General features: G+C 68.9%; 27 protein-coding genes and 1 pseudogene. 9 read left to right on the top strand and 19 right to left on the bottom strand.

What is annotated here, in order from left to right; genetic code table 11:
- The 4 genes and pseudogenes from HOV77_RS13650 to rimP form a co-directional block, all read right to left on the bottom strand.
- Window positions 1–600: translation initiation factor IF-2 N-terminal domain-containing protein (locus HOV77_RS13650; protein ID WP_290862038.1), on the bottom strand; the 600-nt coding region annotated here is incomplete at its 3' end.
- 222 nt (window positions 601–822) lie between these two features.
- Window positions 823–1095: pseudogene (locus HOV77_RS13645) on the bottom strand (YlxR family protein); the annotation flags it as partial.
- Between the two features lie 60 nt (window positions 1096–1155).
- Window positions 1156–2184, bottom strand: a complete 1029-nt coding sequence (gene nusA, locus HOV77_RS13640) for a transcription termination factor NusA (RefSeq protein WP_290862036.1) — start codon at window positions 2182–2184, stop codon at window positions 1156–1158.
- Window positions 2181–2852, bottom strand: a complete 672-nt coding sequence (rimP, locus tag HOV77_RS13635) for a ribosome maturation factor RimP (protein WP_290862034.1) — start codon at window positions 2850–2852, stop codon at window positions 2181–2183. The genes nusA and rimP overlap by 4 nt, the downstream gene beginning before the upstream one ends.
- A 179-nt stretch (window positions 2853–3031) precedes the next feature.
- Between rimP and HOV77_RS13630 the strand changes: the two genes are divergently transcribed.
- Together HOV77_RS13630 and HOV77_RS13625 are read left to right on the top strand one after the other, a co-directional pair.
- On the top strand, window positions 3032–3490 hold the full coding sequence (locus tag HOV77_RS13630) for a twin-arginine translocation signal domain-containing protein (protein ID WP_290862032.1): 459 nt from the start codon (window positions 3032–3034) through the stop codon (window positions 3488–3490).
- 70 nt (window positions 3491–3560) lie between these two features.
- Window positions 3561–4028 carry a ferritin-like domain-containing protein gene (locus HOV77_RS13625; RefSeq protein ID WP_290862030.1) on the top strand — a complete coding sequence of 156 codons (468 nt, stop codon included), beginning with the start codon at window positions 3561–3563 and terminating at the stop codon, window positions 4026–4028.
- Between the two features lie 54 nt (window positions 4029–4082).
- On the opposite strand, the gene HOV77_RS13620 is transcribed toward HOV77_RS13625, so the two are convergent.
- The 5 genes from HOV77_RS13620 to HOV77_RS13600 all read right to left on the bottom strand — a co-directional run bounded on the left by HOV77_RS13620 (window position 4083) and on the right by HOV77_RS13600 (window position 9658).
- On the bottom strand, window positions 4083–6770 hold the full coding sequence (locus tag HOV77_RS13620; RefSeq protein WP_290862028.1) for an FtsX-like permease family protein: 2688 nt from the start codon (window positions 6768–6770) through the stop codon (window positions 4083–4085).
- Window positions 6767–7483 carry an ABC transporter ATP-binding protein gene (locus HOV77_RS13615; RefSeq protein ID WP_290862026.1) on the bottom strand — a complete coding sequence of 239 codons (717 nt, stop codon included), beginning with the start codon at window positions 7481–7483 and terminating at the stop codon, window positions 6767–6769. The genes HOV77_RS13620 and HOV77_RS13615 overlap by 4 nt, the downstream gene beginning before the upstream one ends.
- Window positions 7470–8039 (bottom strand): PadR family transcriptional regulator, encoded by a 570-nt coding sequence (locus HOV77_RS13610; protein ID WP_290862024.1) that lies wholly within the window; start codon window positions 8037–8039, stop codon window positions 7470–7472. The genes HOV77_RS13615 and HOV77_RS13610 overlap by 14 nt, the downstream gene beginning before the upstream one ends.
- Window positions 8040–8105: 66 nt before the next feature.
- The gene (locus tag HOV77_RS13605) at window positions 8106–9371 is read right to left on the bottom strand and encodes a type II toxin-antitoxin system HipA family toxin (protein ID WP_290862022.1); all 1266 of its coding nucleotides are present in this window, start codon (window positions 9369–9371) and stop codon (window positions 8106–8108) included.
- A 17-nt stretch (window positions 9372–9388) separates the two neighbouring features.
- Window positions 9389–9658 carry a helix-turn-helix domain-containing protein gene (locus tag HOV77_RS13600; RefSeq protein ID WP_290862019.1) on the bottom strand — a complete coding sequence of 90 codons (270 nt, stop codon included), beginning with the start codon at window positions 9656–9658 and terminating at the stop codon, window positions 9389–9391.
- Window positions 9659–9898: 240 nt separating this feature from the next.
- On the opposite strand from HOV77_RS13600, the gene HOV77_RS13595 reads away from it, so the two are divergent.
- Window positions 9899–10387 carry a sigma factor-like helix-turn-helix DNA-binding protein gene (locus HOV77_RS13595; protein ID WP_290862017.1) on the top strand — a complete coding sequence of 163 codons (489 nt, stop codon included), beginning with the start codon at window positions 9899–9901 and terminating at the stop codon, window positions 10385–10387.
- Window positions 10384–11559 (top strand): hypothetical protein, encoded by a 1176-nt coding sequence (locus tag HOV77_RS13590; RefSeq protein ID WP_290862014.1) that lies wholly within the window; start codon window positions 10384–10386, stop codon window positions 11557–11559. The genes HOV77_RS13595 and HOV77_RS13590 overlap by 4 nt, the downstream gene beginning before the upstream one ends.
- A gap of 81 nt (window positions 11560–11640) precedes the next feature.
- Here HOV77_RS13590 and HOV77_RS13585 read toward each other — a convergent pair whose 3' ends face one another.
- Genes HOV77_RS13585 through HOV77_RS13565 form a run of 5 tightly spaced genes read right to left on the bottom strand, consistent with a single transcriptional unit; the run spans window position 11641 to window position 16637 of the window.
- Window positions 11641–12387 (bottom strand): SDR family NAD(P)-dependent oxidoreductase, encoded by a 747-nt coding sequence (locus HOV77_RS13585; RefSeq protein WP_290862012.1) that lies wholly within the window; start codon window positions 12385–12387, stop codon window positions 11641–11643.
- A 7-nt stretch (window positions 12388–12394) separates the two neighbouring features.
- Entirely contained in the window at window positions 12395–13009 is a 615-nt protein-coding gene (locus tag HOV77_RS13580) for an ATP/GTP-binding protein (protein WP_290862011.1), read from the bottom strand.
- Window positions 12990–13370 carry a DUF742 domain-containing protein gene (locus HOV77_RS13575; RefSeq protein ID WP_290862009.1) on the bottom strand — a complete coding sequence of 127 codons (381 nt, stop codon included), beginning with the start codon at window positions 13368–13370 and terminating at the stop codon, window positions 12990–12992. Before HOV77_RS13575 ends, HOV77_RS13580 begins: the two co-directional genes overlap by 20 nt.
- A 37-nt stretch (window positions 13371–13407) precedes the next feature.
- Window positions 13408–13800, bottom strand: coding sequence for a roadblock/LC7 domain-containing protein (locus HOV77_RS13570; RefSeq protein ID WP_290862050.1), 393 nt, complete (start codon window positions 13798–13800; stop codon window positions 13408–13410).
- Window positions 13801–13811: 11 nt separating this feature from the next.
- Window positions 13812–16637, bottom strand: a complete 2826-nt coding sequence (locus HOV77_RS13565) for a nitrate- and nitrite sensing domain-containing protein (RefSeq protein WP_290862007.1) — start codon at window positions 16635–16637, stop codon at window positions 13812–13814.
- Between the two features lie 196 nt (window positions 16638–16833).
- Here HOV77_RS13565 and HOV77_RS13560 point away from each other — a divergent pair, with 196 nt between their 5' ends.
- Complete coding sequence (locus HOV77_RS13560) at window positions 16834–17994, top strand: ABC transporter substrate-binding protein (RefSeq protein WP_290862005.1); 1161 nt, start codon at window positions 16834–16836, stop codon at window positions 17992–17994.
- A gap of 148 nt (window positions 17995–18142) precedes the next feature.
- Here HOV77_RS13560 and HOV77_RS13555 read toward each other — a convergent pair whose 3' ends face one another.
- Both HOV77_RS13555 and HOV77_RS13550 read right to left on the bottom strand, forming a co-directional pair.
- Entirely contained in the window at window positions 18143–18910 is a 768-nt protein-coding gene (locus HOV77_RS13555) for an ABC transporter permease (RefSeq protein WP_290862003.1), read from the bottom strand.
- Window positions 18911–19018: 108 nt separating this feature from the next.
- Complete coding sequence (locus HOV77_RS13550) at window positions 19019–20053, bottom strand: ABC transporter substrate-binding protein (protein ID WP_290862002.1); 1035 nt, start codon at window positions 20051–20053, stop codon at window positions 19019–19021.
- A gap of 180 nt (window positions 20054–20233) precedes the next feature.
- Between HOV77_RS13550 and HOV77_RS13545 the strand changes: the two genes are divergently transcribed.
- The 3 genes from HOV77_RS13545 to HOV77_RS13535 are packed head-to-tail and all read left to right on the top strand — an operon-like array spanning window position 20234 to window position 21805.
- Entirely contained in the window at window positions 20234–21007 is a 774-nt protein-coding gene (locus HOV77_RS13545) for an ABC transporter ATP-binding protein (RefSeq protein ID WP_290861999.1), read from the top strand.
- Window positions 21004–21324 (top strand): cupin domain-containing protein, encoded by a 321-nt coding sequence (locus HOV77_RS13540; protein WP_290861997.1) that lies wholly within the window; start codon window positions 21004–21006, stop codon window positions 21322–21324. The genes HOV77_RS13545 and HOV77_RS13540 overlap by 4 nt, the downstream gene beginning before the upstream one ends.
- Window positions 21325–21343: 19 nt before the next feature.
- The gene (locus HOV77_RS13535) at window positions 21344–21805 is read left to right on the top strand and encodes a nitroreductase/quinone reductase family protein (RefSeq protein WP_290861995.1); all 462 of its coding nucleotides are present in this window, start codon (window positions 21344–21346) and stop codon (window positions 21803–21805) included.
- Between the two features lie 103 nt (window positions 21806–21908).
- Here the strand turns inward: HOV77_RS13535 and HOV77_RS13530 are convergent, their stop codons facing one another.
- The 3 genes from HOV77_RS13530 to HOV77_RS13520 are packed head-to-tail and all read right to left on the bottom strand — an operon-like array spanning window position 21909 to window position 24089.
- Window positions 21909–22664 (bottom strand): VIT1/CCC1 transporter family protein, encoded by a 756-nt coding sequence (locus HOV77_RS13530; protein ID WP_290861993.1) that lies wholly within the window; start codon window positions 22662–22664, stop codon window positions 21909–21911.
- Complete coding sequence (gene map / locus HOV77_RS13525; RefSeq protein ID WP_290861992.1) at window positions 22661–23515, bottom strand: type I methionyl aminopeptidase; 855 nt, start codon at window positions 23513–23515, stop codon at window positions 22661–22663. The genes HOV77_RS13530 and map overlap by 4 nt, the downstream gene beginning before the upstream one ends.
- Window positions 23516–23525: 10 nt before the next feature.
- A complete protein-coding gene (locus HOV77_RS13520; RefSeq protein WP_290861990.1) occupies window positions 23526–24089 on the bottom strand; it encodes a pyridoxamine 5'-phosphate oxidase family protein in 564 nt (187 codons plus the stop codon).
- A 181-nt stretch (window positions 24090–24270) separates the two neighbouring features.
- Here HOV77_RS13520 and fxsT point away from each other — a divergent pair, with 181 nt between their 5' ends.
- The gene (fxsT, locus tag HOV77_RS13515) at window positions 24271–26592 is read left to right on the top strand and encodes an FxSxx-COOH system tetratricopeptide repeat protein (protein ID WP_290861988.1); all 2322 of its coding nucleotides are present in this window, start codon (window positions 24271–24273) and stop codon (window positions 26590–26592) included.
- Window positions 26593–26690 lie beyond the last annotated feature (98 nt).

The following is a 26690-nucleotide window of genomic DNA, read 5'->3' as shown; positions in this document are numbered from 1 at the left end:
CGCGCCCGGTGCTCCCGGCGTACGCGGAGCGCGGTCGCCGGCCGGACGCTCGCCCTGGCCCGGGCCACGCTCGGGACGGCCGCCCGGCGTGGCCGGACGGGCCGCCGGCGTACCCGGCTTGGGCGGCATGAACGTGGGCTTGGGGCCTTCGCCGCCGGTCGACCGGCGGGTATCCCGCTGCTGGGCCGCCTGCTGGGCCGCCTTCACGGCAGCCTCCTGCTCGGCCTTGAGAGCCGTGGCGCGCGCTTCCGCGGCCGCGACCTCGATGTCATGTGCGCTCTTCCCCATCGCGTTGGCCGCCGGAACCGGGGCCTTCGGCTTAGCGGGCACCGCCTTCTTCAGGGGCGGAGCCGGCCTCGCCGGCGTCCGGGAATCGCTCGCGGTCGCCGCGGCCGATGCGCTCGGCGCGGACGGGGCACCCCCGCTGGGTGCCGCCGATCCGGGGCTGAAGACCTCCTTCAGCCGACGGGCGACGGGAGCTTCCACGGTGCTCGACGCGGACTTCACGAACTCGCCCATCTCCTTGAGCTTGGCGAGCACGATCTTGCTTTCGACGCCGAGCTCCTTGGCGAGCTCGTGTACGCGGGCCTTGCCTGCCACTGCACTCCTCACTCCGAGGCCGTGCGGGCGGCAGCCCGCAGCGACCTCACTTGTGCACTTGAAGCCTGGTCATTTCAGGGACTTCATCGTGTGCTCATGTCGGTCGTCCTACCTTGCTCTACATCCATCCGCAGGCGCGGTGCCCCGGAGGGTGCCTCATGATCCGATCGGGCGGGCCTTCCCGCCTTGGATCGCCTCGCTCAGCGGGGTGATGTCGCAGTCACCCGCGACTCGCAACGCGCGCCCGAAGGCGCGGCGCTTCTCCGCCAGAGCGAGACATGCCGGAACAGGGTGCAGATGAGCTCCCCGACCCGGCGCCCTGCGGGTCGGATCGGGCACGACCCGGACCGCGCGGGAACCCCCGATGTCGGGAGATCCTGGCTGGTCAGAGTCGATCGCGATCGCGACGAACCGCAGCAACTCGGAGGTTGCCGCCCGTTGCCGACAGCCGACGCAGGTCCGCACGGGACGTGATCGCTCACGTGTGAGACCCACGTCGCCCGACTCCGTGCGACGTTCCACCGAAGAAGTCTACCCCTAGGCCCGCCCGAAGGCTCAGGCCGGTTCGGCTTCGTGATCCAGACCGCGCGGCGGGCGCGCCTGACCCGTCTCCGGGGAGTCCGAACGGATGTCGATCCGCCACCCCGTGAGCCGGGCGGCCAGCCGGGCGTTCTGCCCTTCCCGCCCGATGGCCAGCGACAGCACCTCGCCGGGAACCGTCACCCGGGCGGCCCGGGCGGCGAGGTCGACGACCTCCACCTTCAGAACCCGCGCCGGCGAGAGGGCGTTCCCCACGAACTCGGCCGGGTCGTCCGACCAGTCGATGATGTCGATCTTCTCGCCGTGCAGCTCGCTCATCACCGCGCGTACGCGCTGCCCCATGGGGCCGATGCACGCGCCCTTGGCGTTGACCCCGGGAACGGTCGAGCGTACGGCGATCTTGGTGCGGTGACCGGACTCGCGGGCGATGGCGGCGATCTCCACCGTCCCGTCGGCGATCTCCGGAACCTCCAACGCGAACAGCTTCTTCACCAGCGCCGGGTGCGACCGGGACAGGGTGACCTGCGGGCCACGGGGACCCTTCACGACGTGGACGACGACACAGCGGATCCGCTCGCCGTGCCGGTAGACCTCGCCCGGCACCTGCTCGGACTGCGGCAGGACCGCCTCCAGCTTGCCCAGGTCGACGGTGACGATGCCCTTCTCGGACCGGGTCTCGTGGGCCTGGATCACGCCCGTGACCAGGTCGCCGTCCCGGTTGACGTACTCGCCGAAGTGCACCTCGTCGGTGGCCTCGCGGAGCCGCTGCAGGATGACCTGCTTGGCCGTCATGGTGGCGATGCGGCCGAAGTCGTGCGGGGTGTCGTCCCACTCCCGCAGGATCGCGCCCTCCTCGTCGACCTCCTGGGCCAGCACGGTGGCGGCACCGGTCTTACGGTCGATCTCCACGCGTGCGTGCGCCTCGGCGCCCTCAGTGTGCCGGTACGCGGTGAGCAGCGCCGACTCGATCGCGGCCAGAATCGTCTCGAACGGGATCTCCCGCTCTCGCTCCAGCGCACGAAGCGCGGCCAGGTCGATGTTCACTGCTCCTCCACGTCTTCTTCGTCTAAGTCTTCGTCAACCCCGTCGTCACTGTCGGCGATCTCTTCCAAGTCCTCGTCGGAGATCTCGTCAAGCCGGTTGAACTCGATCTGCACCCGGCCCGGGCCCAGCCGGTCGAGTGCGTACGTCTGCTTGATGACCGTCTTCTTCTCGGCGAGCTCCAGCGTGACGCTCGTCTCGTCCGCCGCCAAGACCCGGCCGGTCACCTGCCTATCGGTCTTCTGCGCGGAATCCGACGCGGTTGGGTCGCCCTGCACCTTCACCGCCACGAGCCGGCCGACCGAGCGCCGCCAGTGCCGGGGCAGGGTCAGCGGCCGGTCGACACCCGGCGAGCTGACCTCCAGCTGGTATTCACCAGGGAAGATCTCCTCGCCGGACTCCTCGGCGGCGTCCAGCGCGTCGGCCACCGCCCGGGACAGCTCGGCGATGGTGTCCAAGGTCACTCCGCCGTCGCCGTCCACCGTCACCCGGAGCTGATAGCGCCGGCCGACTTGGCGTACGCCCAGATCTTCGAGGTCGTAGCCGGCCTTGGCGAGCACCGGTTCGATCAGATCGCGTACGCGGTCACGGGTCTCCGTCAGCTGAGCCGGGGAACGACGCGGGACGGCCGGGACGCTCGGGGGCGCGCTCCGGCGGCTACGCTGTGCCATGAGCGGACCCCTTCCTGGAAGATCTTGCGCCTGGCTGAGCGGTTGAACGTCAGTCGGCGGCTTCGGCGCGCGCGGAATACGGCTGCGCAGAGCGTAACGCGCCTCGACTACCGAGCGTGAATCGGCGCGCCCGCCCGGCGCGCTTGGCGCACTGGATCCGATCGTGTTCACTTGTCCAGATGCGTACACCGGACGGGACGGTCGCGACGACTCGCCGTGACCTGCTCAGGGCACTGGCGGCGGTCGGGGCGGCCGGCGTGCTGGCCGGGTGTGACCTGCTCGCCGCGCCCGAGCCCGATCCGGACCCGCTGCTGGGCCTGCTCACCGAGACGCGCGCGCTGCTGACGGCGTACGACCAGGTCATTGCGGCCGACGCGCAGAGCGCCGCCAAGCTTCAGCCGATCCGGGCGACCCACGAGGCGCATCTCACCGCGTTGACCGCCATGATCAGCCCGCCCTCTCCGACGGCGACGCCCTCCTCGACGACGACGGCCGCTTCGGTGGCCGATCTGAAGCGGGCCGAGACGACGGCGGCGAAGACCGCATACGACGCCTGCCTGGCGACCACGCCCGCTCGGGCCACCCTGCTCGGCGAGATCGCGGCCGCCCGCGCGACCCATCTGGCGGTCCTGTCATGACCGGCCACCGGCCGGTCATCGGCCAGCTCAGTCCCCATCATGCGAGCGCCGGCCGCAGGTCGGTGATCGCATGACGAATCCTTCCGCGGTGCCGTCGGCTTCGGAGACGCCGTTGAGCGCCGACGGCCAGGCCCGGCTGTCCACCGCGTTGGACCTGGAACACCAGGCGGTGTACGCCTACGGTGTGCTCGGCCCGTACCTGACCGGCAGCCTCCGGACTTCCGCCCGCACGGCCGAGGCGACCCACCGCACCCGGCGGGACAAGATCGAGGCGCTGCTCGGGGACGCCGCGCCGACCGCCGCCGCCGGGTACGCCTTGCCGCAGCCGGTCAAGGACAAGGCGAGTGCCCTGGCCCTGGCCGTCCTCGTCGAAGAAGGTGTGACGACGGCGTACCGGGCTGCGTTGGCCGCCACCTCGGGCGGCAATCGCAAGACCGTGCTCGACGCCATGGTCGACGCCGCGAACCGGGCGGCCGCGTGGCGGCGGGCGGCCGGGACGACACCTGGCACGGTGCCCTTCCCCGGCCGCCCGGCGTAAAGCGGGCCCGGCACGAAGCGGGCCCGGCACGAAGCGGGCCCGACACGAAGCGGGTCAGCGACGCTCGATGGGCAGCCGCGACCGGGTGAGCAACCCGGCCCCCACCATCGCCACGACCGGCACCAGTACCGCGATCCCGAGTTGCAGCCACGGCACCACCAGCGGAAGCTCCGCCGGAATGGGCCACACCCGCAGACTCTGACTGCGGTTGACCCCGGCGATCAGGGCCAACGCCCCGCCGACGCCCACGACCAACCCGAGGACGGTCCCGACGCCGGCGATGACCCCGGACTGGCTGAGCGACATGAACCGCCGTACGCGTGGCGACGCCCCGATGGCGCCGAGCGTCGCCAGGTCGGCTCGCCCGTCGGCGGCGGCCAGCCCGGTGGCGATCGCCGCGGCGGCCAGTGTCACCAGCGCGGATGCGAGAGCCAAGGCGAGGAGGACGATGTCGAGCCGGTCATGGCCGGCGCGCTCCACCATCGCGTACGCGGACTGGCTGAACTCCAGCAGTGCCGAGTTGAGCTGCTCCTCCTCGCCGGAGGTCGGCACCCGGGAGGTGGCGGCGACGAGATAGGCGGGCTGCGTACCGAGACCGAGCGTGGCGAGCGTGCCCGGATCCACCGCGATGTCGAATCCGTGCACCCCCGACGACAGCACGTACGCCGGCAGCGCCACCGGAGTACCGCGGACGTCGCCCTTCTCTCCGCCGACGATCGGCACGACCTGGACTCGGCCGTCGACGACGTAACGAGAGTCGGTCACCACGACTGCGCCGGATCGCAGCGCCGCCGTCGCCTTCGTCACGTCGTCCGAGGTAGCGTCGGTTATCAATCCCAGATGCGAACCGTCGTCGACCAGCGTGCCGAAGCCGGCGCCCATCATGCGGCCCTCGTGACACCGCTCGTCCGCCCGCGCCTGCGCCTGCTGCGCGGGATCGGTCGGCGCTTCCGCGAACGGGCATTTTTCCCGCTCGGGCAGAGCCAGTTCCAGCGCGCAGTACTTGTCGGCCTCGGATGCCGGACAGGCAAGTCCACCGACCACTGCGGTCTCGCGTACCGGCAGAATCTCGCGGACGCGGGCGTCGAGCCGAGCCGTCATCGCGGCGTCCATGGGCTTCGGGCCACCGGTCGGACTGAAGTCCATGAGCCGGACCGAGGCGTACCCGTCGGGCAGCATCGGCCGGGAGTAGACCTCGTTCCGCACGGTCTCGCTGTTCATGTAGATGCCCAGCATGACGCTGCCGGTGACGACCGCCATCACGGCGGAGATCGCCGGGGCGGCCGCTGCTCGGTTCCGCGAGGCGTCGCGCATCGCGATCCGCGGGGCCAGCGGCAATGCTCGTCCAAGCCGGCCCAGCAGTCCGACCAGGGCCGGGGTCACGACGACGAAGCCGAGCTGCGCGAGCACCAGGCCCACGAGCAACAGTTGCGAGTCGCTGAGCAGCGTCGCGCCACCACTTGCGGCCACACCGGCCGCCATCACCGCCAGCCCGGCCACGATCCACCGACGGCGAGACCGGATGACACCCCGCCGTCCCGACAACGCGGTCACCACATCCTGCCGCGCCGTCGTCACTGCCGGCACCAGCGCCGCGAGCAGTCCGGTCAGCACGGCCAGCGCGAGTCCACCGGCCAATGCCAGCGGGAATACGCGGAAAGCACCGCCCCGGGCTCCGAGATACTCCTCGAGATACGGCCGGGCCAGAGCAGCCAGCAGTACGCCGAGGAGCAGCCCCGGAACGGCGCCCACGACGCCGAGCACGACACCGTCGGCCAACATGATCCGGCGTAGTTGTTTCGGCGTACCGCCGTTGGCAGCGACCAAGGCGAGTTCCCGCCGTCGCCGCCGGGCTCCGACCGCGAAAGCCGGTGCGCACAACAGAATGACTTCGAACACGATCAGCCCCACGACGATGGTGCCCATCGTGAGTTCCTCGGTCGACTGCGGGCCGTCGTCGGTCGGCATACCGGGGAGTTCGACGCGGGGAGTCAGCCAGATCCCCGCGTGATTCAGCTGCTTGATCAGATCGATCGTGATGCCGCCGGGGACCCCGGCCAGCCAAGACCCGCCCATTTTGCCGTCACCGGCCAGCGCGCTCGGCGGGAAGAGGATGATCTCCCGGAGATCGTCCGGGAACTCGACGAGCCCGACGACGGTGAGCGTGCGATCGCCGTCGAGCGTACGCACGGTGCCGCCGACGCTCGCGCCCAACCGGTCGGCCGCCTGCGGCGACAACGCCACTTCACCGTCGTTCGCCGGAGCGCGTCCGGACCGGACGGTCACCAATCCCCGGGCCAGCGGACTGTTCAGGTCGACATACCGCGCTTGCACGCCGGCGATCCCGTTCGGCGTACGCATCCGCAGCTGAGTTCCGCTGTTGTCCAGCCGCGAGATGGTGCTCCCGGACGGCAGCAGGGACAGGAGCGCCTGGTCGTTCTTGGGTTTGGGCGGGCCGCTCGGCGGCTGCTGGGACACGGCGTTGGCGTCGGCGTTCGAGCCGAGCTGGTCGATCGGCTCGTCGCCGGACCAGTTCAGGAAGGCGTCGGCGGTGCCCATCTGCCGGGTCACCCGTTCGTCCCGCGTCAGGCTGAACGTCTGATACGTGACGGCGACGAAGGCCAATGCGATCACCGGCGCGCCGATCAGCGCCGCCACCATCGCCGACCGGCCCTTGTGCCGCCGAGCCTCTCGGCGAGCCAAGCGAAGCGAGACTCGCCATGACTTCCACCACTTGGTCATCCGGCCGTCTCCAGCAACGCGGCCGCGTCGGCCGAACCGACGGAGGTGTCCACGACGACGCCGTCCCGGAGGAAGATCACCCGGTCGGCCCACGCCGCGTGCCGGGCCTCGTGCGTGACGAGCACGGCCGCCGCCCCGGCGTCCACCTTGGACCGCAGCAGCCGCAGGACCGCCTCACCCGTCTGCGAGTCCAGGGCTCCGGTCGGTTCGTCGGCCAGCATCAGCCGCCGCTGCCCGACCAGGGCCCGGGCGATCGCCACGCGCTGCTGCTGACCACCCGACATCTCGTCGGGAAAGCGTTCGGCGTACCCGTCCAGACCGACCTCGATCAGCGCGGCCTCGGCCTGCGGACGAGCCTTGCGCGGGGCGACGCCGTCGAGTTCGAGCGGGAGCGCGATGTTCTCCGCGGCCGTGAGGCTCGCGAGCAGGTTGAGATCCTGGAAGACGTAGCCGAGCCGGCGGCGGCGCAGCCCCGCGAGCCCGGACCGGTTGAGCGTGCCGAGGTCGACGCCCTCGATGACGACCGAGCCCGACGTGGGCGAGTCCAGCCCGCCGGCCAGGTTGAGCAGGGTGGACTTGCCGGAACCGGACGGTCCCATGACCGCGACGAGTTCCCCCGGCGCGACCGCGATGCTGACGCCGCGCAGGGCGTGCACCTCAGTTGCGCCCTGACCGTGCGTCCGGTGCACGTCTCGCAGCTCAAGCACGCTCATGGACGTTCTCCTCCTCGGCCGAGGCAGCTGTCGGAACCGGCGACGTCGAGGGAACGAACCGCACGAGCGAAGCCTCACAATGGTCGAGCCACCGCAGTTCGGCCTCGGCCTGGAAGATGAGCGAGTCGAGCACCAGCCGCCACGGCAGCTCGCCGTCGTCCTTCTTGAGCCGCGTGTACTGCTGCAACGTCCGCATGGTGGCGCTGCGTTGGGTCTGCACGACCGATTGGACGTCCACCCCCGGCGTGGTCAAGGCCAGCGCCAGCTTGATCGCCAGCTCGTCGCGCGGCCGGTCGGCGTGCGCGATCGGCGTCGCGAACCACAGCGCCAACTCGGTGCGGCCCTCGGCGGTGATCTCGTACGGCCGCTGCCCCCCGTCGTGCTCCGGCAACCCCCGCACGAGACCGTCCCGCTCCAGGCGGGTCAGCGTCGTGTAGACCTGACCGATGTTCAACGGCCAGGTCGCGCCGGTCTCCGCCTCGAAGGCGGAGCGGAGTTGGTAGCCGTACATCTGCCCGCGTTCGAGCAACGCGAGCAACCCGTGTCTGATGGACATAGCTACCGAGTATGCATACTGAGTATGTGATGGTCAACTGAAGGTGACTGACCAGCAGATTCTTTCTCAACGGTGGAGCAGTTGCTCGCACAGCGCAGCCCTGGCGGTCATCCACTGGGCGAGGCGTACGGGTAGATGGCTCCCTAGTCCGGAGATCTCGTCGGCGTTCACTATCCGGTGAATCGCCTCCGGAAGCCGCTGTGCGTACGCCCGCGCCCTGTTGACGCACTCCTCTGGATCCAGCCCGATCCCATCGGCCAGCCGACGCCAACGCGTACCGGTGATTCCGTCGAGCCGGTAGTCACCACCGACCCGCATAGCCATCCGCAGACGCGGTACGTACATGTCGTCGTAGGGCAGCGCGCTCGCCACGTCATACAGCGGGGCCAAGCGAGCGCCGGAAGCACCCAGAAGGACCGAGTAGTTCTTCGCGTGTGCGTCCGTCCCGCCGATCAGCCAATTGAGGATCAGCGCGTCCACGAAGCGCTGGATATCCGCGTCCGCTTGTTTCGGCGCCAAGACCGCCGACCGCAACAGTCGGACGACGTCTTCGGGCCCCGGGCCACCCTCATTCTGATACTTAGCCGTCGGAAGCCGGCCCAATGCCTGGCAGGCGTCCTCCTGATGGACCCGAGCCCAGTCACCGGCAACCCGTCGGCGGTCGTACCGATCGACCACGATCACCCTCTCGCCGCCGAACTCCGCTACCCGCGACCGAGCCGCAGTCATCCCGAGCGCTTGGGCCAATTCCAAGCAGAGATGCTCGTTCAGGTCGTGCTCATCGAATCCAGAAATCGCGGGTTTCAGAATGTGCGTAGTCGGGACCGATCCCCAGGGATCGCCCCAGCGACCCGCATCGGCGTCGAAGTGAAGCGCGGTTTTCGCCTGTGCACCTGCAAGGCTGAACTGCCCGGATCGAGACAAGTGCCAGGCGGCGGGGTCCCTCCTGAGCGTACGGATGCGGGCGGCGATCTCGTCAGCCTCCACCCAGTCCACGCCACCTTCTCCAGCTGCGATCGCGTCAACCCGCGCGGGCACGACGAACTGCGCCGCTCCTGCACAGTCCTCACCGACATGCTGAAGGAGCGCGAAAGGATTCCGCGCTGACACGTGGTACGCCTGCGCCCAGCGCTCGAGAACCGCTTCGTTGTCGGGCAGCAGGCCCCACAGGAACGCTCGCACGACCGAGTCATGATGATCTGCCATCGACAGCGGCATCGACAGCGACAGCGGCGTCCCCGCCGACGCCGACCGCCATTCATCGTCATAACGGAACATGAGGCGAGCTCGATCATCTTGCTCGAGTAGACCGATGCGGCGGCCGCGCATCATCACCACCAGCTGGGCAGTCACGAGCGGTCCTTCAGAGAGTCGAGGAGATCGCCCAAATCGATCTCATCCGGGGGTAGCACCACCGGCTGAACAGTGATCCCCAATTCCAGGGCGTGAAGCGTGCGGATGATCAGTCCGACCTCAGCCCCTGGTTTACCGGCTTCCAGATTTGCCAACCACCGCACGCTGACGTGCGCCTCCTCCGCAAGCTCATGCCGAGTCTTGCGGAGTTGGTGCCGACGCTCTCGAACGTAATGACCCAGGTCGGCGGCGGTGTTGATGCGCACTCGGACCTCCTCGTGGCGTGCACGTACGTGCATATTCTAGCCGATGTGCACGTACGTGCATCCGAATACTGCCGTGCACGTTCGTGCACATCGGGAGGTCCCGGCTTAGGTAGATCGAATCTACGTAGATTCGATCTACCTAAACTGCGCTGTGAAGCTGCGATTTACTTCCGGGGAACCGTAGGCGCGGTGTCCGCGTGTACAGGCGTGAGAAGCATCGCCGTCCGAACGGAGTACCGCGTGGCCGAGGCGTCTGACGCAGTCTCGTTCGAGACCTTCTATCGAGCTCAGGCCGATCGGGTCTACCGGTCGCTGGCGGTGGCCCTGGCCGACTCCCAGCTGGCCCGGGAAGCCGCCGACGAGGCTATGACCAGGGCGTACGCCCGCTGGAAACGCGTGGGAGCGCTGGACAACCCAGGCGGGTGGGTCTTCCGCGTCGGGTTGAACTGGGCCACCTCGCGCTGGCGGAAGTTACGCCGCGAACGGTTCGTCCCCGTGGAGGTGGCCGCTGCCGCCGGGCCCTCGTCCGCCGGGGTCGTCGCCGCGCAGGTCGCGCTGACTCGGCTGCCTTTGGCGTACCGGACCGTCATCGTCTGCCGGGTTCTGCTGGATCTGTCCACCGCCCAGACCGCCACCGTCCTCGGGCTGCCCGAGGGCACCGTGAAGAGCCGGCTCGCCCGGGGCCTAGCAGCGCTGCGGGCCGAACTGACCGAGGAGGTGCAATCGTGAACGGCGTCCCCGAAGACCTCGATCGCGCCGTCCGCGCCATCGCCGACCAGGTGCCCACCGGGTACGCGACGCTGACCGAGATCACCGCTCGCGGTCGGCGGATGCGCCGTCGCCGGACCGCCGCGGTCGGCTCCGTCGCCGCTTTGGCCGTCTTGGTTAGTGCGTTAGGCGTACCACTGGCTGTCAATTGGGCAGAGCGGACTGGACCGCAGCCCGCGGCCTCGACCAGCGCATCGCCTTCGGCATCGCCCACGGTCAGCTCGTCACCGCGAGTCTGGACCACCGCGGCGCAGCGGTTGCTGGTGAACGGCGCGACCGGAACCGTGACGCACGGCGACGGCACGAAGGCCGGGATCGACGGACCGACGCGGCTGACGGAGCTGTTGCCCACCGGCAAACTGCGGGCGCTGAAGACGCCGAGCTACAACGGCGGTCTCGTCAACGTCGTGGCGCTTCCGAGCGGCGGCCTGGTTGCGCTGGGGATCAAGGACCTGAAGCCCGGTACGCAGCGCACCGACGGCGTCGACGTGACCGACCTGGAGATCCACTTGGTGGTGGTGCGCCCGGACGGCACCGTCGCCCAATCGCCGAATGTACGCATCCAGGGCGAGGACGTCGAACTGGCCGCGGCGGACGAGAAGACGGCGATCCTCCGCCGCGAGCGCGGGCTCTTCCAACGGGACCTGGCTAGCGGCAAGGAGAGGCGGCTCTCCGCACTCCCGGCGGCCGATTCGATCGGCGCGGTTTCCCTTGTGGCGTCGGCGATCGCGGTCGTCCGGACCGAGGAGCAGTGTCCGTCTATCCATATCGGACCGCTGGTCGGCCCGTCTCGCCGACTTGCGTTGCCGGGCGATCCCAGCCGATGTGGCGTGGGCGAGATGCGCTTCAGCCCGGACGGCAGTTCGCTGGCGGTCGTCTACGGCCCCCGCCAAGCCGACCGGGTACGCCTCGCCGTCTTCGACGTCGCCACGGGTGCGTTGGTGAGCGATTCGGAGTTGTACTCGGCTCCGGACCCGTTGGGCATGATCGAACCGGGAACGCCGGACCTACGGGGGATCGCCTGGCTCGACGACCGCACGGTGCGGGCCGCCGTCACCACGCTGCCGCGTGGCGCCACGCGGGCCTACCGCTACACCGAGCTTCTGCGGATCGTCGACGTCCAGGTCCGCTAACGGCCGCTTAGCGCCGGATCAGGGTTCTCGGTCGAATCTTGAAGGGTGATTCGACCTAGAACCCTGATCCGGTGGGGAGAGTCAGTGCGAGTTGTCGTCGTTGAGCCGGCGGAAGATCGCCTCGGGGTCCGCCTTCGCCTGGACGGCCAGCCCGATCAGGATCTCCTGGTCGTCCCCGGCGAGACCGGCCACCGCCTGGCGGACCAGCTCCGGCACCGGCATCCCGCCCTGGGTGGAGTCGGGATCGTCGCGCAGCTCAGCGCCGATCGTCGTGTCCACTTTGGGGGGAAGCAGTTCGATGACGTCGATCCCCCGCTCGCGGAGCTGGTAGCGCATCGAGATCGACAGGGAGTGCAGGGCGGCCTTGGTCGCGCTGTACACGCCGATCTCGACGAGCGGGGTGAACGCCAGGGCCGAGGTCGTGTTGACGATAGCGGCCTTCGGCCGGGTGGCCAGATGATCGACCAGCAGCGAGGCCAGGTGCAACGGCGCGAGGAGGTTGATCTCCAGTTGCTGCTGCGCCTTGACCAGATCGATGGGCTGCGTGACGTCGAACCGGTACTGGACAGCGGCGTTGTTGTAGAGCACGTCGAAGTCCGGGTGCTCCTTGACCACCCATTCCGCGAGCTCCACACGCTGCGCGGCGTCCTCCAGGTCGCACCGCCGCGCATGGATGCGCGGAGAGAGCGAGCTGACCTCGGCGAGCCGGGCTTCGTCGCGCCCGAGGGCGATGACGGTGTTGCCCAGTTCGGCGAAGCGCTCCGCGAGCGCCCGCCCGATGCCGTTGGACCCGCCGGTGAGCAGGATGGTCCGGCCGTTCAGAATCATCGAAGCCTCACCGTACGGGCATGCTGAGCTGGGGGTTCTCCTCCTGGAGAATCTGGATCGCGTGCTCGACCGACTTGATGAGGACCTGCTTGGTCGACTCACGATGCCGGGCGTCGCATTCCAGGATCGGCACCCGGGCGGGAACCGCGAGCGCCTCGGCGATCTCGTCGACGGCGTACCGGCGGGTGCCGTCGAAGATGTTGAGCGCGACGATGTAGGGCAGCCCGCGGCTTTCGAAGAAGTCGATGGGCGCGAAGGAGTCGGCCAGCCGCCGGGTGTCCACCAGGACCACCGCGACCAGCGCACCCCGCATGAGTTCGTCCCACATGAACCAGAACCGGGTCTGCCCCGGCGTGCCGAAGAGGTAGAGGATCAGATCGGACGCGATGGTGATCCGGCCGAAGTCCATGGCCACGGTCGTGGACTCCTTGCCGGGCACCTTCGACGCGTCGTCGATCCCGACTCCGGCGGAGGTCATGATGGCCTCGGTCGTCAGCGGGGTGATCTCGGAGACGGTGCCGACCAAGGTGGTCTTTCCGACGCCGAAGCCTCCCGCGATGACGATCTTCGCGGACGTGATCTGCTGCGAGGGCCCCGTGGTGTCAAAGCCTGCGTAGTCCACTTAAGACCCTTTCCAAGACGTGCAAACGATCGTTGACGCTCTGTTCCCGAGCGATCTGGTGCAGGTCGAGCAGGCCTTCGGCGACCATGTCGGCGACCAGCACCCGGGCCACGCCGAACGGCATCTGAAGCAATGCGGCCACCTCCGCCAAAGAGCGGGGCGCCCCGTCACACAAGCTCGCTATCCGGTTCTTGTGCTGACCGGCGAACCGGCCCTCTTGCCGGCCCGCGGGAGTGGTGACGAGCACCGACTCGATCGCGATGTCCTGGCGCGGCTCCGTCCGGCCGCGTGTGACGGCGTACGGGCGCACGAGAGCGCCCCGCGGATCTCGGCGGAAGCCTTCCTCATCAGGCTGAGCCACGACTCGCCACCCCCACTCTCACGACCCTCGCCAAGCCCTACGACTGCCGGGCGAACTCGCGGCCGGCCGGCGTGAGCGCGCCACCCACCCGGTCCACCAGCAGCGCCATCTCATAGCCGACCTGGCCGACGTCGCAGGCCCGCGCCGCGAGCACCGCCAAGGCCGAGCCGTCGCTCACCGACATGAGGAACAGATAACCGCCGTCCATCTCGATGATGGTCTGCCGGATCGGCCCGCCCTCGAAGGCGCGGGAAGCCCCGTCGGTCAGGCTGATCACCCCGGCGGTGATCGCGGCGAGCTGGTCGGCCCGCTCCTCGGGCAGATCCTGCGTCGCGGCGAGCAACAGCCCGTCGGCGGAGACCGCCACGACGTGCGCCACGCCAGGGACCTGGTAGCTGAAGTTGTTCAGCAGCCAGCTGATGTTCTGCATCTTCGGGCCGGTCATCGACGATCCTCATTCTGTGCTCTGCTTTGCTGCGGACTGGCCAGGTCGTCGCGTCCGCGCTGGACTCCGCGCGTGTACGCCGACAGCAGACCCTGCACCTGTTCGGGAGTTCGCTTGACCCGGGTGGGAGCCGGCTCGCCGACGCTGCCGGGGACCAGGTTCGCCTGCGGCGTACGGATCGGCAGGCCTGACTTGGTCGTGGAGGAGACGTCCGGAGCCGCCGCCGCGGCCGCCGCCCGCCAGCCGGTGTCGGCCGTCGTCCGCCAGCTCTCCTGGCCGGGCTCCACCCAACTGTCCTGAGTGGATGACTGCCGGACGTCCCGGGTCGGCGACTCGAGCCGCGCGACCGGTTCAGGCCGGCCCGCCGAAGGTTCGGGCCTCGACGTCTCCTGCGGAAGGTCGTCATGCGTCGGCCGATACTGCGCGGGCGGCGCACCGGCGCTGGGCCAGTCGGATCGGGCCGTCTCCTGCCGGACCGCCGCACGGGCGGTCACCCGGGCCGGTTCGGGCTGCTGCCATGAGTCGGGCACGGTCGGCGAGGTGGTGGTCGAACCGAACCACGTGGCCTGCATCTGACGGAAGATCGGCAGTTCGGCGGTGTCGTCGGCGGCCCGCATCGGCGGCGTCATCGGCGCTGCCATGGGCGGGGACTGCGTCGCGGTCGCACTCGGCGCGGACACTGGAACCGCGGACACCGAGATCGGCGGCGGACCGGCCGAGTCGCCGGCGATCCGCTGCCCGGGTACGCGAGTCGGCAGCCCCGGCTCGCGGAAGCCGACCGGCTCGTGTGGCGCTTCGCGGGGAGCCGGCGGTGCTTCCCGAGGCGGGGACGGCAACGCGGCGTGCCGGCCCGGCTCCTCGATGGCGAGGTGGCGACGCTGCCGCAGAGCGTTGTCGGCCGACCTCGGCAGGACCAGGATGCTGCGCGGCAGCACCAGACCGGCAGTGATGCCGCTGTCGGCGTTGCGCCGCAGCTCGGCCTTGATGCCGTACCGGTGGGCGAGGCGGCTCACGACGCCCAGACCCATCATGCGGAACGACGAGACGTCGACCGATCCCGGCTGGTCGAGCCGCTCGTTGACCGATTGGAGCTGCTCGTCGGTCATGCCGAGCCCACGGTCTTCGACCTGGATCAGCACGTAGTCGCCGATCCGGCGGGCGTCGGCGACCACGACCGTCCCCGGCGGGGAGAACCGGGTGCCGTTGTCCATCAGCTCAGCCGTCATCCGGACGACGTCGTTGACCGCGTGCGCGGCGATCGCCGTGTCGGCGTCGACCGTGCTGAACTCGATGCGGTCGTAGAGCTCGACCTCGGACTGGGCGGCGCGGAGGACGTCTTCCAGACCCGCGTCCTCCCGCCGTGCCGGGCTCGCGTCGGCGCCCGCCAAGACGAGCAGGTTCTCGTCGTTACGACGCATCCGAGTCGCGAGGTGGTCCAGCCGGAACATTCGAGCCAGCCGCTTCGGGTCCTGCTCGTGCTGCTCGATCGAGTCCAGCTCGGCGATCATCCGGTCGACCAGGGTCTGGCTTCGGCGGGCGAGGCTGAGGAACATCGCCGACACCGTGCCGCGCAGGACGGCCTGGTCGGCGGCGATGCGTACGGCTTCGCGGTGCACGACGTTGAACGCCTGCGCCACCTGGCCGATCTCGTCCTTGCCGCGTACCTGGATCTCGTCGCGCACTTCCGAGGCGAGTTGATCCGCGCTGCGTTCGTCGAGCCCCCGCGCGTCGCGAAGCCGCTCGACCGTCTCGGGAAGGCTGCGCTGCGCCACGACCATCGCGCCGCCCCTCAGTCGTTCCAGCGAACGCACCATCATCCGGGCCACGTAGGCGGCCATCAGGATGGCGAGCAACAGTGCCGCGATGAGCAGCGAGGACTCGATGATCGCCTGCCGGGTCACCTGGCTGGCGAGAGCGTTGATCTGATCGCCCAGCTGCCACTCGAGGCGCTGCTGTGCGTACCGCATGAGGTCGACCTCGGCCCCGATGGCGCGCGACGCGTCGAGTGCGCCGATGCGGGCCTTGGTGCCCTGAGAGCGGCTGACGTCGTCGGCGGCCGAGTCGGCGAGCACGATGGCGTCACCGGTCACGAACGTCCGGGCGGTCGCCCACTGCTCCGCGCTGGCCTGCCGGAGGAAGTCCTGGAAGGCCTGCTGCTGGGTGGTGAGCGTGGCGAGGAAGGTCGACTGCTGTTCCTCGCTGATCGATCCGCTCTGACTCAGCGTCACGAACGCCACGGCCTGCTGTTCGGCCGCAGCGCCTTGGGCGGCGGCGAACGCGGCGACCGAACGGGCGCTCTCGGTCAGGTCACTGCCGACCCCGATCTCCTCGGCGGCCTCGGTGACGTAGCTGGTCATGTCGGCGAGGATGGCCGAGTACCGCAGCACGACCTGGGCGACCGTCGTGTCCTTGCGGTCCTGGGCCTCCTTGCGGATGTCGGCCAAGGCGTCGAGGTGGGTGTCGATGCGGTGCAGCGGCGCTTCCAGCGTGCTCGGCGGGTCGTCGAGCGCCTTGAGCGCCTCACGGTAGGAGCCGACCTGAGCGTCGGTCTCGGCCATCGGGGCACTGAGGGTGGCGGCGTCGACCGAGCTGTCGGCGACGAATTGGGCGAACGCCATCCGTTCGTGGTGGAGCGAGTAACTCAACGCGGTCACCCGCGAAGACAGCGTAGTGAGGTGGTTGGACAGTCGAGCGTCCGCCGCGCGCTGGCCGCTGTCGACCAGTCGCGCCGCGGCCAGGCCCACGGTACTGATTACCGGGACCAACAGCACGACCGCCAGCTTCGTCCGGATCCGCGCGTCGCGCAGGCTCACACGTGGCACGGCGCCGATTCCACCATGTCGGGTCCGATCGCGACAAGCCGAGCGGAGCAACTTCCCAGTATCATGGACCGATTTCCTCCGTCTCCCCGCGAAGATCATAAAGTGGACTGTCTGAAGTCGACAGACTAGGGCACCCCGACTTGACCCGCTATGGCAGGGCTGGCAAGGTGTGCTCGGTTGACCGAGAGGGAGTCCGATGGCACGCGTACGCGCCCGTCTGTCCACAGTGATTTCGCTGGCGGCGCTGCTGGCCGCGACAGCCTGCAGTTCCCCCCTCACGTCGAGTGAGCCGGACGAACTCGTCATCGGCGCCGACCTCGAATTGTCGGGGGCGTACGCCGAGATGGGCACCGCGTTCGAGCGGGCCCTCCGCCTGCGGGTGGAGCAGCTGAACGCGACCGGCGGGCGGCAGATCAAAGTCGTCTACCGCGACAATCGCAGTGACAAGAGCCTGTCCCAGTCGAACATCGCGGCCCTCGCCGCCGACTCGGAGATCAGCGCCATCATCACCGGCGCCTGCGGTGAATGCGCGCTCGCCTCGTCGGCAGCCGTGACGCAGAAGGCGATTCCGCTGCTGTCGCTGGCCGGCGCGAGCGAGCTCGCCGACACCGACAAGGCCGGCAAGTACGTGTTCAAAGTCGGCCCGAACGCCAAAGACGGCGCGGCCGCACTGGTCTCGCAGCTGAGTTCGGCCGACGTCAAGACGGTCGCCCTCGTCACCACGAACGACCAGTACGGCCAGGACGGCGAAGACGCCCTCAAGGACGCGCTGAAGAACGCCGACATCGAGCTGCAGACGACCCGGCAGGTCTCGGTCACGGCCACCGAGTTCAGCCAGACCGTCACCGCCGCGCTGAGCGACCACCCGGACGCGCTGATCGCGTGGACCGGCGCGTCGGTGGCCGGTGCGATCGCGGTCGACGCCCGAGCCACCGGCTACAAGGGCCGGCTGCTGTTCGACACCGGCGCGGGCGGCGACCTGTTCTTCGCCAAGGCGACCGCGCAGGCCGCCGAGGGCGCGATGATGGCGTTCCCGCAGACCATGGTCATCGACGAGGTCATCGCGACCAACCCCGCCAAGTCGTTCCGCCAGCAGTGGTTCCGGGACTACACCGCCTCTTACGGCGGCTACAGCGGGTACGCCTCCTACGCGGCCGACGCGCTGGAACTGCTCGTCGAAGCGGCCGATCGCGCCGGGAGCACCAGCCGGGCCGATCTGCGCGACACCCTCGACTTCCTGCAGATCGACGGCTTCACCGGGCCGCTGAGCTTCCGGCCGGACGACCACTCCGCCGTCATGCCCCAGACGCTGACGCTTCTGGTCGTCCGCGGTGGCCGGTGGCGGCTCGCCTCCTGAGCCCCTGCTTGCCTTAGGCGCTCGTCCGTTGGGGCTGGCGCCTTGGTGCTAGCGCTTTACGCGCTGGATCAGGATTCTGGGTCGAATCATGCGCCATGATTCGACCGCGAACCCTGATCCAGCGCCATCGTTTGGGTCGGCGGCGGGTTCAGGCGGTGACGCTGCGTACCCACGGCAGCAGCAGCCATTCGATCGCCTCGACGAGCAGATAGAGCGCGACGCTCAGCAGCGCGAGCAGAATCAGCGCGGCCCACATCAACTCCATGTCCGTCTGCCCACTGGCGGCGGTGATGACGTAGCCCAGGCCGCTGTCGCCGCCGATGAGCTCACCGATCGTCGAGCCGACCGCGGCCAGTGGCATGGCCACCTTCAGACCGGTGAACAGCTGAGGCAGGGCCCCCGGCAACCGGATCTTCACGAAGGTCTGCCAGCGGGAGGCCCGGATCGCCCGGGCGAGCTCGGCCAGTTCGGCCGGTGTGCTGCGCAGGCCGGCGGTCATGCCGAGAACGATCGGGAAGAAGCACAGCAGGACGACCATGGCCAGGCGGGCCTGGTAGGTCAGCCCGAGCCAGACCATCATCACCGGGGCTAGGGCGATTTTCGGTACCGCGTTCACCCCGACGAGCAGCGGCGAGAACGTCTTGTCCACCGTGCGGGAGGTGAACAGCAGCAGGCCGATCACCATGCCACCGATCGTGGCGATGGCGAAGCCGAGCAGAATCTCCCAGGTGCTGACCCAGGCCATCTGCCAGAGATATTCAGCTTTCTCGTTGTACGCCCGCAGGACGCCACCGGGTGGGGGAAGCACGATCACCTGCGGACGGAACACCCGTACGCCGGCCCACCACGCGAGTACGAGCAACGCCGATCCGAGCAGGGGATAGACGACCACGGCCAGCGAGCGGATCCTCGTCATGGGCTCTCCTTGCCATCATGCGGGGTCTCCGGCGCGCCCGATCGGCGGCCGGAGACCCCGTTTGCTTCAGCGCCGGGCCATGCCCGCCCGGCGCGGCTTTCTGGCTGATCAGGCCTTCGGCGTCATGTCGAAGGAGACGATCTGCTCGGGCTTGAGCGCGGTGGGGATGGTGCCCGAGCCGGAGAGGATCGCGAGCGCGCGGGCGACACGGTCCTGCTCCAGAGCGCCGATGACCGAGGACGAGCCCCGGACGAAGGACGCCATGATCTTCAGCTCCGCCGCGGCCACGGCCGCCTTCGCCGTCGGCACCTCGCCCGCCAGGATCTGGCCGGCCTCGTCCGGGTTGTCGATCGCGTACTTGAGGCCCTTCATCAGCCCGCTGTTGAAGCGCTTGACGAGGTCGGGCTTCTCCTTGGTCATCTTCTCGGTCGCGAGGACCGTGTTGCCGTACAGGTCGGTCAGGAAGTCGCTGTAGGACAGCGAAACCGCCGTCTTACCGCCCGACGCCGCCTCGATGGTCGGCTTACCCACGATGAACTGCCCGATCGCGTCGACGCTCTTGCTGGCGAGCGCGGCGGGCAGGTTCGGCGCGGGCAGGTTCACGAACTGGACCTTGCTCGCGTCGATCCCGGCGAGCTTGGCGTACGTCGGGAACAGGGTGCCGATGATCGAGCCGGAGGGGTCGCCGATCTTCTTGCCCTCGAGGTCCTTCGGGGCGCTGATGCCATAGCCGTCGAGCGACATGACACCCGCGAGCGAACGCTGGAGGACGGCGGAGATGCCGACCAGGCCGGACGCCTGGCCCTTGCCGACCGCGATCGCGAGCGCGGCGAAGTCCACGACGACGAAGTCGGCCTGGCCACCGGCCAGAAGCTTGATGTTGTCGCCGCTTCCGTTGCCGGGTTTGATCGAGACGTCCAGTCCGGCTTCCGTGAAGAAGCCCTTCTTCTTGGCCACGTACGCGTACGCTTCGCGGCCGAACGTCCCGAACGATGTTACGTAGTTAACTTTGTCGGTGCTTCCGGTGCCGGAGGACTGAGGAGCTGGATCGTCGGAGGAAGAGTCCGAGCAGGCGGCAGTCGCCGCGGCGATACCCGCGCCGAGCGCTGCCACCAGCGCGGATCGTCGAGTCAGCGTCGTCATGAGGGGGTTCCTTCCGGTGCTTTCGGATCTTGATAGATCCCGTCCAACCGCACAGCCTAGAACTCACCATCCTCGGTGGACAGCTCTGCCCACGTCTCGGAACGGCCACGAATAATCCCAGAAACGGTGGGAGCGCTAAACTCTGCGGGTCCGTCCAGCCTCGACCGGAAGGCGTACGCCGTGATCACAGTAGAAGGAGTGTCGCAGACATTCCGTAGCGGCAAAGGCGTCGTCGAGGCGCTCGCTGACGTCAATCTCACCGTCCATGATGGAGAGTGCGTGGCCGTCATCGGCCGCTCTGGCTGCGGAAAGTCCACTTTGCTGCGCCTGATCGCCGGACTTCTGCGGCCGTCCGCCGGCACGGTGGCCGTAGACGGCGACGGCGTCACCGAACCCCGGGCCGACGTCGCCATGATGTTCCAGCGCCCGGCCCTGCTGCCCTGGCGCAACGTGCTGCACAACGTCATGCTGCCGCTGGAGATCAGCAAGCAGCGTACCGACGAGGGACGCAAGCGCGCCCGGGATCTGCTGGAGCTGGCCGGGCTCAGCGGCTTCGAGAGCCGGCTGCCGCACGAGCTGTCCGGTGGAATGCAGCAGCGGGTGGCATTGTGCCGGGCCCTCGTCACCGAGCCCCGCGTACTGCTCATGGACGAGCCCTTCTCGGCACTCGACTCGCTGACCCGCATCGAACTCGGCGAGGAACTGCAGCGGGTGCACATGACCCGGAAGACCACGATCGTGCTGGTGACCCACTCGATCGAGGAGGCCGTGCTGCTCGCCGACCGAGTCGTCGTGCTCAGTTCCCGGCCCGGCCGCGTACGCGACGTCGTCGAGGTGAAGATCCCCCGCCCGCGTGAGCTCGGCCCGAGCGCGCACCTCACTGAGGTCGCCGAGGCCAGCGCACAACTGCACAGCCTGCTCAAAGCACCCACCCCCGCAAGGAGCGCATCGTGACCGACGTCCGCGAAATCCAGCTCGGGCCGGTCGGCCAGCAGGTCGTCTTCGAGAACGAGCACGTCCGGGTCTGGGAGATCACCCTGGCCCCCGGCGAGTCGCAGACGTGGCACCGGCACGAGAACCCGTACCTCGTCATGGCCTTGGAGGGCGCTCGCAACCGGATCGACCCGATCGACGGCGGCGAGCCCCGGCGGGTCTCCGAGGAATCCGGCAACGTGATCTTCCGCCCGGCCGGTGAGGTGCACATGCTCACCAACGAAGGGGACACGACTTACCGCAGCCGCCTCGTGGAGCTGTTGACTACCAGCCGGTAGCGCCCGGCATACTGTCGCGATGCTCGTCAAGCTCGCGCAGCGCCTCGGCCGTCATCGGTGGTTCGCCCGGTCGATGCGGGTGATCCTGCCGCCCCTGGACATCCGGGTCGCCCGCCTGACCAAGGGCAAGGTCATCGCGCTCGGCGTACTGCCGTCGCTCGTGCTCACCACGACCGGCCGTAAGTCCGGCGAGCTTCGGCGGCAGCCGCTCATCTACGTGCCGGACGGCGACGGCTATGTCGTCATCGGCTCCAACTGGGGTCAGCCGAATCATCCCGCCTGGTCGGGCAATCTCCTGGCCAACCCGGAGGCGAGCGTCCTACTCAAGGGCCGGGAGATCCCGGTACGCGCAGAGCTGGCCGAAGGGCCCGAACGAGAGCGCCTTTGGCAGTTGCTGCTGCTCACCTGGCCCGCATATTCGGCGTACGCCGAGCGCTCGGGGCGGCGACTGCGCATCTTCAAGCTGATTCCACGCGACTAGTCCAGTTATCGATCAGGGCGGTGGGGGATCGATCAGGGCGCTCCGGACACGACACGCCGGTTGATCACGCCCGATAGTTCATGATCGCGCGGAAAGCCGTCGATCAGAGGGCGGTGGTGGAGCCGTCGATCAGCTTGCCGATCGCGTACGTCGCCCCGGCGGCCAGCAGCCCCAGCAGAAGTTGCCGCGCCCCGGAAGTCCACCAGCTCCGGTGGGTGAACCGGGAGGTCAGCGCGCCCGCCACGAACAGGCCGACGCCGCCGACGGCCAGGGCCAGCCATAGCGAGTCGCTGCCGAACAGGTACGAGAGCAGCGGGATCAGCGCGCCGACGGAGAAGCAGAGGAACGAGCTGATCGCGGCGGTCCACGGGCTCGGCTGAGCATCGGGGACGACGCCGAGTTCCTCCTGGGCGTGCACCCGCAGGGCTTCCTCGGGGTTGTCTTTCAGGAAGTGCGCCACCTGCCGCGCCAGGTCCTCGGGCAGGCCGCGGTCCATCCAATTCAGCGCGAGCTCTTCGGCCTCGGCGTGCGGGTTGCGTTCGAGTTCCCGCCGCTCCTTGGCGAGTTCGGCCTCCAGCTGGTCGTTGGCCGTCGTGACGCTGGTGTACTCCCCCAACGCCATCGAGATCGCCCCGGCGACCAGGCCCGCCATGCCGGTGAGGATGATCGCGTCCCGGGAGAGCCCGCCGCCGCCGACGCCGGCGATGAGGCCGATGTTGGTGACGAGGCCGTCCATCGCGCCGAAGACGGCCGCGCGCAGCCAGCCGCCGGTGACATCCGCGTGATGGTGCTCGATGAGCGCCGCCGGAGCCTCGTCGGAGTCGCCCGGAAATGCGGAGCCGCTGGAAGAGGACGTCACGGCAGGGTCAGGATCTCGTGACCGTCCTCGGTGACGAGGATGGTGTGCTCGAACTGGGCGGTCCAGCGCCGGTCCTTCGTCGTCGCGGTCCAGCCGTCGGGCCACATGTCGAAGTCGGTCGTCCCGAGGGTGATCATCGGCTCGATGGTGAAGGTCATGCCCGGCACCATCTCGTCGGTCGCACTCGGCGAATCGAAATGCGGCACAAAGAGTCCACTGTGGAATGCGCGGCCGATGCCGTGGCCACCGAAATGGCGCACCACTCCGTAGCCGAACCTTTTCGCGTACGACTCGATGACCCGGCCGATCACGTTGATCTGCCGGCCGGGCGCCACGGTCTTGATGGCCCGCATGGTCGCCTCGTGCGTGCGCTCGACCAGCAGGCGGTGCTCCTCGGAGACCTCGCCGACGCAGAACGTGGCGTCGGTGTCGCCGTGGACCCCGTGGATGAAGGCGGTGACGTCGACGTTGATGATGTCGCCGTCTTCGATGACCGTGGTGTCGGGGATGCCGTGGCAGATGACCTCGTTGAGGCTGGTGCAGCAGCTCTTCGGGTAGCCCCGGTAGCCGAGCGTGGACGGGTAGGCGCCGTGATCGCAGAGGAACTCGTGGACCACCCGGTCGATCTCGTCGGTGGTCACGCCCGGCTTGCAGTGCTCACCGGCCAGGACGGTCGCCTGCGCCGCGAGCCGTCCCGCGATGCGCATCTTCTCGATGGTCTCGGCGTCCTGAACCTCGGTGCCGAGCCGCTTCGGCTCCTTGCGGCCGACATACTCCGGGCGCGGGATGCTCGCGGGCACCGGCCGCATCGGCGAGAGCTTCCCGGGCTTCAGCGGAGCGCGTACCGTCATGATCTCGACCCTACCAGCGGACCGGCACCCCATCGATGCTGGTGGCGTTCTTGCGCGCCCGGTATTCGGCCTGCTCCTCGGGCCCGCGCCGATCCCAGTATCGGCTCAGCAGGTCCCGATCTTCCCGGTACTCCATCAGCGGCACCGCGTACCCACACGAATCGCTCACCCGCGTGACGTCGACCACGTTGATGTTGCGCAGGCCCGGCGCCGGCTCCGGGAAGTTCGCCAGCAGCTCCGCGAAGCCCGGGTCCTGCGGCAACAGCACCTGACCGCGGCCGTACAGCCGGTAGATCTTCGGCGGCCCGCTGAACGCGCAGAACATCAAGGTAATGCGGCCTCCGCCATGCTGCGGGTCGTCGCGCAGGTGCGAGACCGTCTCGTTTCCGCTTCCGCCATATTCCAGATACGCACAACGGAGCGGTCCGAGCACGGCGAAGCTGCCGCTCATCCCCTTCGGGGAAAGGTTGACGTGGCCCGCCGGGTCGGCCGGTGCGGTCGCGACGAAGAACACCGGCTGTGCCAGCAGGAAGTCGCGGATGCGGTCGTCGATGTGCGGATAGACCTGGCCCATGAGGTCAGCCTGCCACGCCGTCGCACCCCTTGAGACGCATGATCCACATATTGGAAGGACCGATCTTCCCCATCGGGCCCGCCCGTCCGGTCAGCACCACCCATTCCACAGAGGGATGTGGACGAGCTTCTATCGGGATAGCTTCGCAATATCGTTGTCGGACTATTCACATGGGGCACTCGTGCGTCGGATCGGAACCTTCGCGGCGGTCTCCACTCTGCTCGCCTTCGCGGCCGGACTGCTGACCAATCTGATCACCTCCGGCTGGAGCTGGCCGCTCGGCATCGGCCTCGGCGTACTGGTCGTCGTCTGGGTGGTCTTCGAGATGTGGCGCGCCGGGCAGACCGCCGACGACAATCGCCCCGACCGGACGAAGCTCGGCGTCACCGCCGGTCAGCTGTCGGTGTGGCGGATGGAGCCGCGGAACCCCGAGTTCACCGGCCGGGAGGAGCTCCTGGCCGAGTTGCATCAGCGGCTGCACAGCGGTCAGCCCGCGGTGGTGCAGGCATTGCGGGGGCTGGGCGGGGTCGGCAAGACCCAGATCGCCATCGAATACGCCCACCGGTACGCCGACGAATACGACCTCGTGTGGTGGGTCAACGCCGAAGATCCGGACCTCATCGGCGAGCAGCTGGCGGCGCTGAGCGTACGCCTGCGCCTGGCCGACGTGTCCGCCGACACGGCCACCGCCGCCGCCATCGTCCTGGAGCACCTGCGCCGCCACGACCGGTGGCTCCTGATCTTCGACAACGCCGAGAACGCGTACGACCTGCGCCATTGGCTGCCGGGCGGGGGCGGGCACGTGCTGATCACCTCCCGGCGGGGCGGCTGGGAGACCATCGCGGCCGTCATCGACATCGACGTCATGGACCGCGCCGAGTCGGTGCGGCTGCTGCGTACGTGTCACGCCGGGCTGACCGAGGCGGAGGCCGCTCAGCTGGCGGAGGCGCTGGGCGATCTGCCGCTCGCCCTGGTCCAGGCCGGCAGTTTCCTCGCCGAGACGGCGACTTCGGTGGAGAAGTATCTCGAGTTGCTCGCCACCCAGGCCCCGGAGGTGCTGAACGAAGGCGGGCCACACGGCTATCCCCAGTCGCTCGTCGCAGTCATCGACCTCAGCACCGCGCGGCTGGCCGAGATCTCGCCGCCAGGACTGGCGATGTTCCAGCTGTGCGCCTTCCTTGCGGCGGAGACGATCCCCACCGAATGGCTCACCCGTGATCTCTCCGTCCCGGCAGCGGGCGAAGCCCGTCGCGGCATCCTGTGGATCGGCCGTTACGGACTGGCCACCGTCGCCGGGGGCGGCGTCCGGCTGCACCGGCTGACGCAGGCCATCCTCAGGTCCCGGTTGAGCTCGGCCGAGAGCGAGGCGATGCGCGAACGGGCCCGGGCGATCCTCGTCGGCAACACGCCCGGCGACCCCGAAGACCCGGCCACCTGGCCGAAATGGTCACGCATGGTCCCGCATCTGATCGCGGTGGACCCGGGTTCGTCGGCCGATCCGGGGCTCCGGACGCTGGCCTGCGACGCCTCGTGGTACCTCATCGAACGGGGCGACGTCGACGCCAGCGCCCGCCTCGCCGAGGATCTGCGCGAAAGCTGGCGGGCGGAATCGGGGCCGGACGCGTACCACGTGCTGCTGGTGACCCGCAGTCTCGCGCGGGCCTTGCGCGAGCAGGGCCATTACGACCAAGCGCTGGCGATCTACACGGACGCCTTGGAGCGGTGCCGCCGCGTCCTCGGCACCGATCATTCCCTGACCTTGCGCATCGCCCATGGCATGGCGATCGACTTGCATCTTCTCGGTCGCTATGAAGAGGCCAGGAATCTTCAGCGAGAGGCGTACGAGCGATATCGGGCGACTCTCGGCGAGGACCATCCGCACACTCTGCACTCGGCCAATCACCTCGCCGAAGATCTGCACGCACTGGACGAGTACGAGCAGGCGCGCCGCCTCCATGAGGACACATTGGAGAGATACCGGCGAGTGCTGGGCGACGATCATCCGGACACCTTGCGATCGGTGAACTATCTCGCCGCCGATCTGCGCTCGCTAGGTGATCTCGACCGGGCTCGGGAACTCCAGGCGGAAACGCTCGAACGCCGCCGCCGGGTCCTCGGCATCAACCATCCCAACACCCTGGAATCCGCTACGAGCCTGGCCGAGACCCTCCACCTGCTCGGCTTGAACGAGGACGCCAAAGAGCTGCAGGAGGACACCTATCAGCGGTACACGCGCGTCCTCGGCGCCAGCCATCCGGAGACCCTCCGGGCCGGCCGGAACCTGGCCGAGACGCTGCAATCGGTCGGGGACGTCGAACGAGCCCTCCGCCTTGCGGGTGAAACATTCGCGATCTATCAACGGGAACTCGGCGCGAATCATCCGGAGACGCTGCATTGCGCCGACTGCCTCGCCGACATTCTCCTGGTGGCAGGACGGGTGATGGAGGCTCGGCGACTGCGTGCCGAAACGTTGGCCAGGCGTACCGGACGCGCCGAGCACTGAGTACGGTTGCAGCCGACCCCTCGTTTCCCCCCGCCTCCAGGTGCGTTGAAGTAGGTCGCGGGCCACCGCTCTTCACCCGATTCCCCCGGAAGGACAAT

Origin of the sequence: Hamadaea sp. (assembly GCF_013362815.1) — a bacterium.
Classification (GTDB): domain Bacteria; phylum Actinomycetota; class Actinomycetes; order Mycobacteriales; family Micromonosporaceae; genus Hamadaea.
This window is presented reverse-complemented; position numbering and strand designations above follow the sequence as displayed.

Coding starts and splice junctions, on each gene's coding strand:
- rimP (WP_290862034.1), bottom strand. CDS start 2,852: ATGGCACAGCGTAGCCGCCGGAGCGCGCCCCCGAGCGTCCCGGCCGTC.
- HOV77_RS13630 (WP_290862032.1), top strand. CDS start 3,032: ATGCGTACACCGGACGGGACGGTCGCGACGACTCGCCGTGACCTGCTC.
- HOV77_RS13625 (WP_290862030.1), top strand. CDS start 3,561: ATGACGAATCCTTCCGCGGTGCCGTCGGCTTCGGAGACGCCGTTGAGC.
- HOV77_RS13620 (WP_290862028.1), bottom strand. CDS start 6,770: ATGACCAAGTGGTGGAAGTCATGGCGAGTCTCGCTTCGCTTGGCTCGC.
- HOV77_RS13615 (WP_290862026.1), bottom strand. CDS start 7,483: ATGAGCGTGCTTGAGCTGCGAGACGTGCACCGGACGCACGGTCAGGGC.
- HOV77_RS13610 (WP_290862024.1), bottom strand. CDS start 8,039: ATGTCCATCAGACACGGGTTGCTCGCGTTGCTCGAACGCGGGCAGATG.
- HOV77_RS13605 (WP_290862022.1), bottom strand. CDS start 9,371: ATGATGCGCGGCCGCCGCATCGGTCTACTCGAGCAAGATGATCGAGCT.
- HOV77_RS13585 (WP_290862012.1), bottom strand. CDS start 12,387: ATGATTCTGAACGGCCGGACCATCCTGCTCACCGGCGGGTCCAACGGC.
- HOV77_RS13570 (WP_290862050.1), bottom strand. CDS start 13,800: ATGCAGAACATCAGCTGGCTGCTGAACAACTTCAGCTACCAGGTCCCT.
- HOV77_RS13560 (WP_290862005.1), top strand. CDS start 16,834: ATGGCACGCGTACGCGCCCGTCTGTCCACAGTGATTTCGCTGGCGGCG.
- HOV77_RS13555 (WP_290862003.1), bottom strand. CDS start 18,910: ATGACGAGGATCCGCTCGCTGGCCGTGGTCGTCTATCCCCTGCTCGGA.
- HOV77_RS13550 (WP_290862002.1), bottom strand. CDS start 20,053: ATGACGACGCTGACTCGACGATCCGCGCTGGTGGCAGCGCTCGGCGCG.
- HOV77_RS13535 (WP_290861995.1), top strand. CDS start 21,344: ATGCTCGTCAAGCTCGCGCAGCGCCTCGGCCGTCATCGGTGGTTCGCC.
- map (WP_290861992.1), bottom strand. CDS start 23,515: ATGACGGTACGCGCTCCGCTGAAGCCCGGGAAGCTCTCGCCGATGCGG.
- HOV77_RS13520 (WP_290861990.1), bottom strand. CDS start 24,089: ATGGGCCAGGTCTATCCGCACATCGACGACCGCATCCGCGACTTCCTG.